The sequence below is a fragment of the Streptomyces sp. UNOC14_S4 genome (assembly GCF_020740835.1).
Classification (GTDB): Bacteria; Actinomycetota; Actinomycetes; order Streptomycetales; family Streptomycetaceae; genus Streptomyces.
This window is the reverse complement of record NZ_JAINFC010000280.1, coordinates 1-10,009: the sequence shown is the minus strand read 5'-3', so window position 1 is coordinate 10,009 and position 10,009 is coordinate 1. Positions and strand designations below refer to the sequence as shown.

Annotated in this window: 10 protein-coding genes; 7 read left to right on the top strand and 3 right to left on the bottom strand. The window is 70.1% G+C overall.

The annotated features are described in order from the left end of the window. Positions 1–775, bottom strand: a 775-nt coding sequence (locus tag K6I34_RS23130; RefSeq protein WP_229328251.1) for a CaiB/BaiF CoA-transferase family protein, incomplete at its 3' end; no start/stop codon positions are given. A 413-nt stretch (positions 776–1,188) separates the two neighbouring features. Between K6I34_RS23130 and K6I34_RS23125 the strand changes: the two genes are divergently transcribed. The 5 genes from K6I34_RS23125 to K6I34_RS23105 all read left to right on the top strand — a co-directional run bounded on the left by K6I34_RS23125 (position 1,189) and on the right by K6I34_RS23105 (position 6,223). Beyond that, positions 1,189–1,818: a hypothetical protein gene (locus tag K6I34_RS23125; RefSeq protein ID WP_229328250.1), complete on the top strand. Its 630-nt coding sequence runs from the start codon at positions 1,189–1,191 to the stop codon at positions 1,816–1,818. A gap of 92 nt (positions 1,819–1,910) precedes the next feature. Continuing rightward, positions 1,911–2,762 (top strand): phytanoyl-CoA dioxygenase family protein, encoded by an 852-nt coding sequence (locus K6I34_RS23120; RefSeq protein WP_229328249.1) that lies wholly within the window; start codon positions 1,911–1,913, stop codon positions 2,760–2,762. A gap of 56 nt (positions 2,763–2,818) precedes the next feature. Continuing rightward, positions 2,819–3,775, top strand: a complete 957-nt coding sequence (locus tag K6I34_RS23115) for a phytanoyl-CoA dioxygenase family protein (RefSeq protein ID WP_229328248.1) — start codon at positions 2,819–2,821, stop codon at positions 3,773–3,775. A 17-nt stretch (positions 3,776–3,792) separates the two neighbouring features. Then, a complete protein-coding gene (locus K6I34_RS23110) occupies positions 3,793–5,400 on the top strand; it encodes a radical SAM protein (RefSeq protein WP_229328247.1) in 1,608 nt (535 codons plus the stop codon). A gap of 28 nt (positions 5,401–5,428) precedes the next feature. Further along, entirely contained in the window at positions 5,429–6,223 is a 795-nt protein-coding gene (locus K6I34_RS23105; protein WP_229328246.1) for a TylF/MycF/NovP-related O-methyltransferase, read from the top strand. Positions 6,224–6,245: 22 nt separating this feature from the next. On the opposite strand, the gene K6I34_RS23100 is transcribed toward K6I34_RS23105, so the two are convergent. Then, positions 6,246–6,620 carry an MmcQ/YjbR family DNA-binding protein gene (locus K6I34_RS23100; protein WP_229328245.1) on the bottom strand — a complete coding sequence of 125 codons (375 nt, stop codon included), beginning with the start codon at positions 6,618–6,620 and terminating at the stop codon, positions 6,246–6,248. A 39-nt stretch (positions 6,621–6,659) separates the two neighbouring features. Beyond that, positions 6,660–7,601, bottom strand: a complete 942-nt coding sequence (locus tag K6I34_RS23095) for a dihydrodipicolinate synthase family protein (RefSeq protein WP_229328244.1) — start codon at positions 7,599–7,601, stop codon at positions 6,660–6,662. Between the two features lie 204 nt (positions 7,602–7,805). Between K6I34_RS23095 and K6I34_RS23090 the strand changes: the two genes are divergently transcribed. Next, positions 7,806–8,312 carry an inorganic diphosphatase gene (locus tag K6I34_RS23090; RefSeq protein WP_229328252.1) on the top strand — a complete coding sequence of 169 codons (507 nt, stop codon included), beginning with the start codon at positions 7,806–7,808 and terminating at the stop codon, positions 8,310–8,312. A gap of 17 nt (positions 8,313–8,329) precedes the next feature. Further along, a complete protein-coding gene (locus K6I34_RS23085) occupies positions 8,330–9,946 on the top strand; it encodes a hypothetical protein (RefSeq protein WP_229328243.1) in 1,617 nt (538 codons plus the stop codon). Positions 9,947–10,009 lie beyond the last annotated feature (63 nt).

The window sequence follows — 10,009 nt, the reverse complement described above, 5'->3', positions numbered from 1 at the left end:
ACTCGGCGTAGAAGCGCTTCTCCAGGGCGCCCACCGCCATGTGCCCGCCGTCGGCCGTCTCGTACGTGCCGTAGAACGGCGCACCCCCGTCGAGGAGGTTGGCGCCGCGCCGGTCCTGCCAGGCGCCCGCGGCGAGCATGCCGTGGACGAAGGCGGTCAGATGGGCGGTGCCGTCGACGATGGCGGCGTCGACGACCTGGCCCGTGCCGGTGGCGCGGGCGTGCTGGAGCGCGGCGAGCACGCCGATGACGAGGTAGAGGGAGCCGCCCGCGAAGTCGCCGAGAAGGTTGGCGGGCGCGTACGGCGGGCCGTCGGCGGGCCCGGCGAGGCCCAGCGCGCCGGTGACGGCGATGTACGCGATGTCGTGCCCGGCGGTGTCGGCGAGCGGCCCCTCCTGGCCCCAGCCGGTCATCCGGCCGTAGACGAGGCGGGGGTTGCGGGCCAGGCACTCCCCGGGGCCGATGCCGAGGCGCTCGGTGACACCGGGGCGCAGGCCCTCCAGGAGCACGTCGGCCCGCTCGGCGAGGTCGAGGACGGTGGCGGGCCCGTCCTCGGCCTTGAGGTCGACGACCACCGAGCGCTTGTTGCGGTTGGTGATGTCGTGGCGGGGATCGATGGGCATCCCCGGGCCGCCGGGCCGGTCGACGCGGACGACGTCGGCGCCGAGGTCGGCGAGGAGCATGGCGGCGAACGGGGCGGGCCCGATCCCCGCGAGCTCGATCACGCGCACGCCGGCGAGCGGACCGGCGAGCGAGCCGTTCCCTGTCCCTGTCATCCGGACCCCAGCTCCACGGCATCTACGGCGTCTACGGGCGTCTATGGCATCTATGACACAAGTGCTGTAACACCCGTGATGTTAAGAACGGGTTGCAGTTTTCACAAGACCTCGGACGCGTCCGGCCGACGACGGGCGGACGACGGGCGTTCGGACGCGTCCGGGGGTATGTCCGAGGGTATGTCCGGGATCAATGCCCGCTCACGCCCGTGCCGCCATCGCGATCCGGACCACCGGAGAGATTATTTTCCGCTCTCTTTTCCCCGCACCAACGGGCGGCTGATCGATCGGGAATATTCGTCTCCATCCTTTGGCGATCCGGCAGTTGACCGTTGACTCTTTATAAGATAGCTGCTAGCGTCCGGGGTCCGCGTACTCGTGCAAGAACCACCCACAATTGGGAGGTCACAAGAGTGAGTACTGCCACCGGTGTCAGCTCCCGGTTAACGGTCGGCCAGGTCGACGCCAAATGCCTTTCCTCGCTGCGGAGCGAGGCGGCCGGCATCGGCAAGAAGGCCATGGAACTGACGGACTCGTGGGGCCAGGCGATGTTCATCCTGGACCGTGAGACCGTCGAAAGGCTCTTCAGGGTCATCGGATTCTCCGCGGACGTCGTCTCCGGCGTGTACGACGGTGTCCGTGACATCGCGTACGTCGAGCACAAGGTGTCGGGTGAGCCCGCCCGCGCCGAGTTCACCTACCACGCCCTGGACGCCACCTGCCTGGTGCTGCGCGGGGTCACCGACCTCGGCTCGGCCCTGGGCGAGGTCGGCGACGGCACCGCGGAGAAGCTCATCACGGAGGAGCGCGCCCTGTTCGACCGGATCATGGGCAGCCTTCCGGACTACTGCCGGCACCTCATGTTCTCCCCCGAGGTCGCGGCCAGGGTGATCGCCTCGCTGGGCGGCCACGTGAGCGCCGACAAGCTGTACGAACTCGCCGGGAAGTTCGGCGGCCGGAGCACCAGGGATCTGGAGGGGCGCCGTGGCGTCTCCACCCAGTTCATCCGGGCCTTCACACTGACGCTCTCGGCGACGGTGTAGACCTCCGGCGCTGTCCAGCCGACCCGGGCCGGCTGGACAGCGACAGCCCTTTCCTCGCTTCTTTCCCCACCTCCTGATGTCTGGAACACCTGATGCGCGGCCTCACGCGGCAACAGATCGAGCATTACCGGAGGGAAGGCTTCGTAGCGGTTCCGTCCTTGCTGTCGGAGGAGGACATCCGGCTCGTCGACGCCTCGACAGCGGAACTCGCCGAGGAGACCGACGCGGAACGGATCGCCGATGTCTTCGAGTTCGAGCACGAACCCGTCGACGGGAAACGGGTGCCCCGCCGCCTGTACAACCCGTACGAGCAGCACGAGAACTTCCGGAAGCTGGCGGCGGACGAACGCATCACGGATCGCGTGGTCTCGCTGATCGGCCCGGACCTGGCGCTGCAGCACAGCAAGCTGAACCTGAAGCCGGCCCGGGTCGGGGCCCCGGTCGACTGGCACCAGGACCTGACCTACTTTCCGCATACGAACGACGATCTGGTGGCAGTCCTCATCTATCTCGACGACGCCACCGAACGGAACGGCTGCATCGAGGTACTGGCCCGGCGGCACCGGCGCTTCCTCGACCACACTCTCCCGGACGGCACCTTCGCCGGCCGTATCACGGAGGACCTCGACGAGGAACGGTACGGTGCCCCGGTCAAGGTGGAGGGAACGGCGGGAAGCGCGATCTTCCTGCATCCGCTGGCCCCGCACCGGTCCGCGAAAAACGTCTCGGTGGAACGGCGCCGGGCGTTGATCTACCAGTACCGGGCGGCCGACGCATTCCCCATCTACACCGGACCGCATGTCGTGGACGTCGAGAACTGCGCACACCATATCCGGGGCGAGCGGTCTCCGGTCGCGCGATTCGGCGGCCCGCAGCCGGTGATCTACCGGCCCGACGGCCACCCGAAGTCGCTGTATCAACTCCAGGAGATGTCGCAGAAATAAATTCCTCACCGCCGCACCCGAGCGCGTCACCCGGGTGAAGATCTCCGGAAGGCGACATGCTGAGTTCGAACCTGCTCGACGAGTTCACCGACCAGGGATATGCGATCGCCAGGAACGTCCTCGATCCCGATACGGTGCTGCGGCCCGTGATCGACGAATACGGCTCCGTCGTCGACCGGTTGGGGAAGCAGTGGATCCCCGACGAGTACGACCGAGACACGTCCCCCGTCGAGCGCATGCTGCAACTGATGCGGGAAACCCACGGCGCCTGCTTCCAGGCCATGGACATCACGCTTCCGCTCGAGGACGACATCCTCCCGGACACGCCGATGCACCTGGGGCCCGCGGTCTTCCGTCTGCTGAGGAACGAAGCCCTGCTGGATGCCGTGGAGATGTTCATCGGCCCCGAGATCCTGTCCAACCCGGTCCAGCACATGCGGATCAAACCTCCGCAGCGCAGCATCTCCGCGAAGAACAAGGCGCACACACTGACCCTGACCGGCAAGACATCCTGGCACCAGGATCTCGCCGTCGTGACGGAGGACGCGGATCGAACCGGTCTGGTCGGCGTATGGCTCCCCCTCAACGAGGCCACCGTGGAGAACGGCTGTCTGCTGGTCGTTCCGGGAAGCCACCGGCTCGGCCTGGTGCATCACTGTGACACGCCGGCGTTCCAGGGAATCCCGGAGCATCTCATCGGCGAGCGCAAGGTGCCCCTGCCCGTTTCTCCGGGGGACATCATCTTTCTGCACCCGCTGCTCATGCATGCCTCTCTCCCGAACGTCAGCGACGGCGGCCGGTGGAGTTTCGACCTCCGATACAGCCCGGTCGGCCAACCGACCGGTCGCCGCTGGTACCCGGAATTCGTCGCGCGCAGCCGGGACCACCCGGAAACCGAGCTGACGGACCCGGACCGGTGGGCGGATTCCTGGCGGTCGGCCCGACGCGCCCTCGCGAGGAAACCGCGGCCCGCCTTCGCCCGTTGGGATCCGGCCGACCCTCTGTGCGCCTGAGCCAAGAGGTCACCACGATGATCGACCTGAACACGCTCGACCGGGGCAGCGGCTTCTCCCTCCACGAGGGCACGCCCCGCCTGGCCCTGGTGCACCATGGCTTCCGGGCGAATCAGATCGGGTTCGCGGACGCCCGGCAGGACCGCTTCACCGACCGGTACGCCTCGCTCGGTCTCCTCAATCTGGCACGCTCCGCGCAGGCGGACCACGAGTCGGGAAGAATCCGGCACCGTCCCGAGTTCCGGTATTTCGACGAGGACCACTACGCGGACGACGCCCGGCTCGCCGCGGACATCACCGCGTGGCTGCGCCCGGCGAAAGCACGGTTCGTCCTGGTCAGCCTGTATTCGCTGGCGTTCGAGCGCACCGCGGGGATGCTGGCGACGCTGGACCCGACGGAGGTGTGCATCGTCATCGGCGGCGCGCACCCCACGATGGCTCCCCGGGCGGACTTCGCCCATGTGGTGGTCAGGGGAGAAGGCGGCGCCGCACTGCGGCACATCCTGACCGAGCTGCTGGAACCGTCCTTCGGGCAGGGACCGGACGCCCGCGGCATCTGCTTCACCCGCGGCGGCGAGTCCCATATGAGTCCACCGGCGTTCGACAGGTCGCTCGCCACGATCCCCGCCCCGGCCTTCCGCTACGACCTCACCAGGCCACCGGACGACTCCGTCGAGCGGGTCCGCGTGCGCTGGTGGAAATCCCTCGGCAGCCGCCCGCAGATCTATATCTGCACGCAGAGCTGCCGTTCCCGGTGCTCGTTCTGCTCGACGTACGTCATCCATGGAAACCTGGTGTCGCGCCCGGTGCCGCTCGTCTCGGCCGATCTCGACTACATCATCGACGAGCTGGGCCACGACTCGATCGAGTTCCACGACGACGACCTGCTGCAACACGACGAGCTGGACGGCCTCCTCGCCGATCTCGGCGCACGCGGCGTGCCCTGGAGCTGCAACGCCCGCGCCGAGTTCATGGACTCCGGGATCGCCGGGAAACTGTACCGGGCGGGATGCCGGAAGGTCTTCCTCGGCATCGAGTCACTGGACCAGCGCACCCTCGACTACTACCGAAAAGGTACGACGGTCGAGATGAACCAGAACGCCGTCAGAGCGCTCGACGCCGCCGGTATCGGTGTCGTCTGCGGTTTCATCATCGGCGCCCCGCACGACACGGTCGACAGCATCGTGTCCGACATCGACCGGGTCCTGGAACTGCCGATCGCCTTCCTGAGTTCGGCCATCCTCACCCCGGACATCGGCACTGCCGAGTTCAGCCGGGCGAAGAAGCGGATACCCCTGCTGAACTCCCTCGGCGACGAAGGGACGAGGATGAACATACGGCCGCGGCCGGACCTGTTCGGCACGGAAACCCCCTACGGTCTGCCGACCGTGTGCGAGGAGGTGTCGAAGAAACAGCTGAACGAGCTGTACGCGCTGGCGAACTGCTCTTTCTTCCTCAAGGAGTCCAGCGTGGCACGTATCGCCCGCCTGACCCCGGCCGACCGTATGGAGGAGGCCGAGGCATGGTGTGCCGTCCAGCTGGAACGGGCCCGGGAACTCGCGGAATCCGCGGAGCTCGACGTCGTCCGCACGCGTGCCGCCGAGCTGCTGGCAGCACGCGTATGACAGCCGACGGCCGCAGCGAGGAGTACGGATGAGAACACGTGAACGTCTCGGATCATGGACGGGACGGACCGCGGCCGCGCTCCCCGCATGGCTGCCCGCCTGCTTCGACGCCCTCGCCGACCCCGAGCGCCGTATCGCCGCGGAGTTCCTGAGGGACAGGGGCCTGGGCATCTCCCCGCGACAGCGCCGACGCCTGCTCCGGCAGCACTACCTCGCGTCCAGATCCCTGATCAGCCCCCATACGACCGGCGAGATCCTCGGCTTCTGCCGGACGATCCTCACCGTCCCGCCGGAGGTTCCCGGTTGTGTCGTGGAAGCCGGAAGCTACAAGGGGTCGAGTTCGGCGAAGTTCAGCATCGCGGCCAGTTTCGCGGGCCGGCGCCTGGTCGTCTGCGACTCCTTCGAGGGGCTTCCCCCTTTCGACGAGCAGCACGGTCTGAGCATCACCGGACGACCGGTGATCTTCAACGAGGGGGATTTCGCGGGATCGTTGGACGAGGTTCGCGCGAACATCGCCGGATTCGGGGTTCCCGACGTCTGCGATTACGTTCCCGGCTGGTTCGAGGAGTCATTGGTCTCGTGGCGTGAACCGATCGCGGCCATGTATCTCGACGTCGACCTGGCGGCCTCCACACGCGCCTGCCTGAGACACCTCTACCCGTGGGTGTCACCGGGTGGCCGGGTCTTCTCGCAGGACGGCCACCTTCCCCTCGTCCTGGAGGTGTTCGAGGACAAGCGATTCTGGAACGACGAGCTGGGGACGGATCCACCCACGATCACCAGAATGGGCGGCGAGAAGTTGATCAGCTTCACGAAATCGTGACGGCGATTCCGGTGACGCGTGCTCAGCCCGCGTCGAGCTGGGCGACGAGCTTCTTGGGGGCGATGGTCCGGTAGCTCTCCTCGACCCAGTCGCAGAGCAGCTCGGTCGGCGCGCCCCCGCCGCCCAGCGGGATCGTCACCCAGCCGGAGCGCCCCAGTCCGTACCCCGTGGGCTTCGCGCCCGGCACGGCGAGGGCGTGCCCGTGCGCCTCCTCGTCCTTCAGCTTGACGCTGATGGCGGGCGTCTCGGTGTTCCCCTCCGCGCCCAGGAAGACGAAGATCTTCTTGTTGACCTTGGCGACGGCACCGTCCTCCCAGGGGAACTCCTCGACGGCCCCCGGGAGCCCGAGCGCGAACGAGCGGACCGCCGCGCGTGTCTTGAGGGGTGTCGCTGCCATCGGGTGCCTCCGGAGTAGGTCGCGCTGTCTGCCCCCACGCTAACCCGGCAGCAGCCCCGCCTCCCCGAGGAGCCTGCGCACGGTGCGTACGGAGGTATCCGGCAGCGGCCGCTGCGGTGCCGCGGTCGCCGGGCAGTCGATGACGCCGAGCAGGTGCAGCGCCGCCTTGAAGCCGCCCAGCGCGGACGAGCCGCCGCTCATCACGGCCGGGTCGCCCGTCTCGGTGAGCGCGAACAGGGCGGCCAGCCGGTCCTGTTCCGCGGCCGCCTCGCGCCAGCGGCCCGCGCGGGCGTGCTCGTACAGCCGCACGTACCCCGCCGGGTCCACGTTGCCGAGACCCGGTACGACGCCATGGGCACCGGCCAGCAGCGCGGCGTCCACGGTCAGCTCCGAGCCGGTCAGCACCGTGAACGACCGGTCGAGCCGCTGCCGCCGCAGGGCCACGAGCAGCCTGCGCAGCGAGCCGAGCTCGCCGCTTGAGTCCTTGAGCCCGGCGAGCGTGCCGTCCTCCGCGAGCGGGAGCAGCGTCGCCGGGAGGAGCTTGGTGTGCACGGAGGCCGGGATGTCGTACGCGATCAGCGGCAGCCGGGTCGCGGCACGGAGCCGCCGGAAGTGGTCGGCGACCTCGGCGGGGTGCGCCCCCGCGTAGAAGGGGGCGGTGACGACGAGCGCGTCCGCGCCCAGGGCCTCGGCGGCGCGGGCGTGCCCCAGCACGCGGGCCGTCGTCATGTCGATGGCCCCGGCGAGCACGGGCACCCGGCCGCTGACCGTCTCGACCACGACGCGCAGCGCGCTCCCCCGCTGGACGTCGCTCAGGTGGGCGGCCTCCCCGCTGCTCCCGAGCACGAACACCCCGTGCGCCCCGGCCGCCAGCACCCGCTCCACGAGCCGGCCCAGCGAGTGCGTGTCCACGTCCCCGGACGGCGTGAGCGGTGTGCAGACGGGAGGCACGACCCCGGTGAGGGGCACGGGCAGACGCATGGAGGACCCTTCCCGCTCGGGAACGGCTTGGCCGCTTCGCGGGCGAATCTGGCGGATGGGACGGTGTGTGTCAAGGGGGTACGAAGGGCGTGGCAGGGCGCGGCGGCGGCAGGGAGGCGCGGAACGGTGCTGTCCGGACCGTGGTGCGGCGCGGCGCCCCGCGCGACCATGGTGGTCCCGGACCGTACCCCTACGGAGGCACCCGTGGACTTCGACGTCGTCGTGGAGATCCCGCAAGGCAGCCGCAACAAGTACGAGATGGACCACGAGCGCGGCCGGATCCGCCTGGACCGGCTGCTGTTCACCTCCACCCGCTACCCCGCGGACTACGGCTATGTCGAGGGGACCCTCGGCGCGGACGGCGAGCCGCTGGACGCGCTGGTGATCGCCGGGGAGCCCACGTTCCCGGGGGTCGTCATCAGATGCCGCGCGATCGGGATGTACCGGATGAGGGACGAGCAGGGCGCGGACGACAAGGTCCTGTGCGTGCCCGCGAGCGACCCGCGCCACGAACACATGCGGGACCTGCGGCACTTGCCGGAGTACGACCGGCTGGAGATCCAGCACTTCTTCGAGGTCTACAAGGAGCTGGAGCCCGGCAAGTCCGTGGACGCGGGGGCGTGCTGGTCCGACCGGGCGGCCGCGGAGGCGGAGATCCTGGCGTCCGCGGAACGGGCACGCGCCGCGAAGCGGGGGCAAGGGGAGGCGTAAGTACGGTAGAAGGGGTCATGGCCAGCACGGAACGGCACTCCGACCCCCCGCTGACGGCACCGCGCCCCCGAACGGGAGCCACCGGTTCCGCACCGCCGTCACCGGACCGTTCACCGGCCGCGGCGGCGCCGGCGGGCGCGGCGGACCCGGCAGGCGCGGCGGACCCGGCGATTCCGGAAGCCCCGGCGAGGTGGCGCCGACGGCCGGACGTCCGGCCGCTCGCCCTCGTCGCCGTCGGCTACGCCGTCGCGCAACTCTGCTACGCCGTCGTCCATATGAACCTCGGCTGGGACGAGACGGTCTACCTCTCCCAGGTCGACCCGCGGGCCCCCGCGGCGTTCTTCAGCGCGCCGCGCTCGCGCGGCATCACCTTCCTCGCCGCTCCGGTCGTCGCCCTGACGTCCTCGGCGCTCGCGGTGCGCGTCGTGCTCGTCCTGCTGTCCTCGGCCGCGCTGTACGCGGCGTTCAGAGTCTGGGAACCGCTGGCCGGGCGGCGCCGGACCGGGCTCGCGGCCGCGCTCTTCGCGAGCCTGTGGATCACCGTGCTCAGCGGGCCGCAGGTCATGCCGAACCTCTGGGTCGCGCTGTCGTCGGTGGCCGCCGTCGGCTGGTTCCTGCGCGCGCGTGACGGTTCCCCCGGCCCCGGCGAGCGCCGCCGGGCGCTGACCGGCCTCGTCGCCGCGCTGGCCGCGGCCACGCTGTTCCGCGCGCCGGACGGCGTCTGGCTCGCCCTGCCGCTGCTCGCCGCCTGCGCGGCGGTACGCGCCTGGCGGCGCCGGAGCACCGTGGCCGCGGTGCTCGGCGGGCTCGCGCTGGGCGGGGCGCAGTGGGCGGTCGAGGCGTACGTCCGGTTCGGCGGGATCACCGAACGGCTCCGCGTCTCCAGCGAGACCGAGGGCGGCATGGGCGCCCGCCTGGGCGGCGGCCTGTCCGCGGCCTACCGCGGCCTCGACGGCCCGCTCCTCTGCCGCCCCTGCCGCATCGCGGCACCGCCGCTCACCCACTCCCTGTGGTGGCTGCTGCTGCCTCTCCTCGCCGCCGCGGCGTGCGCGCTGGCACCGCGGGGGCGGAGGACGGAGACCCTGCTCCCCGTCGCCTGCGCGGTGTCGGTCGCCGTGCCGTACCTGCTCCTCCTGGACTACTCCGCACCGCGTTTCCTGCTGCCCGCGTATGCGCTGCTCGCCCTGCCGACGGCTGCTGTCGTTGCCCGTGTACTGCGGGCGGTACGCGGACGCGGGCGGCGGGCCCGTGGCGCTGTGGCCGTTCTGTTGTGCGTGGTCTTCGCGGCACACCTCGCCGTACAGCTCAAGGAACTACGGGTGAACACGGCGGACGCCCGCGACACGACGATCCGCTACCGCCGCGCGGCCGACGCGCTTCACCACCTCGGCCTGCACGCGCCCTGCCTGGTGACGGGCCCACGCGCACAGCCGATCGCCTACGAGGCGGGATGCGCGTCGGCGCAGACGATGGGCAACAACCGCTCGACGACGACGGCGGAACTGGTACGCGTGGCTGAGCGCATGCCGACCGCGGTGCTGTACGACCCTGAGGACGGCTACGTACCGCCTTTCGCGCGCGGCTGGGCCGCGCATCCCCTGCCGGGGACGGACTGGTGGGCGTATGTCCGTTGAACCTTGCGTTGCGTTGCGTTTTTCGTCTGCGGGTGGGTGGGGCTTCTCGCGCAGTTCCCCGCG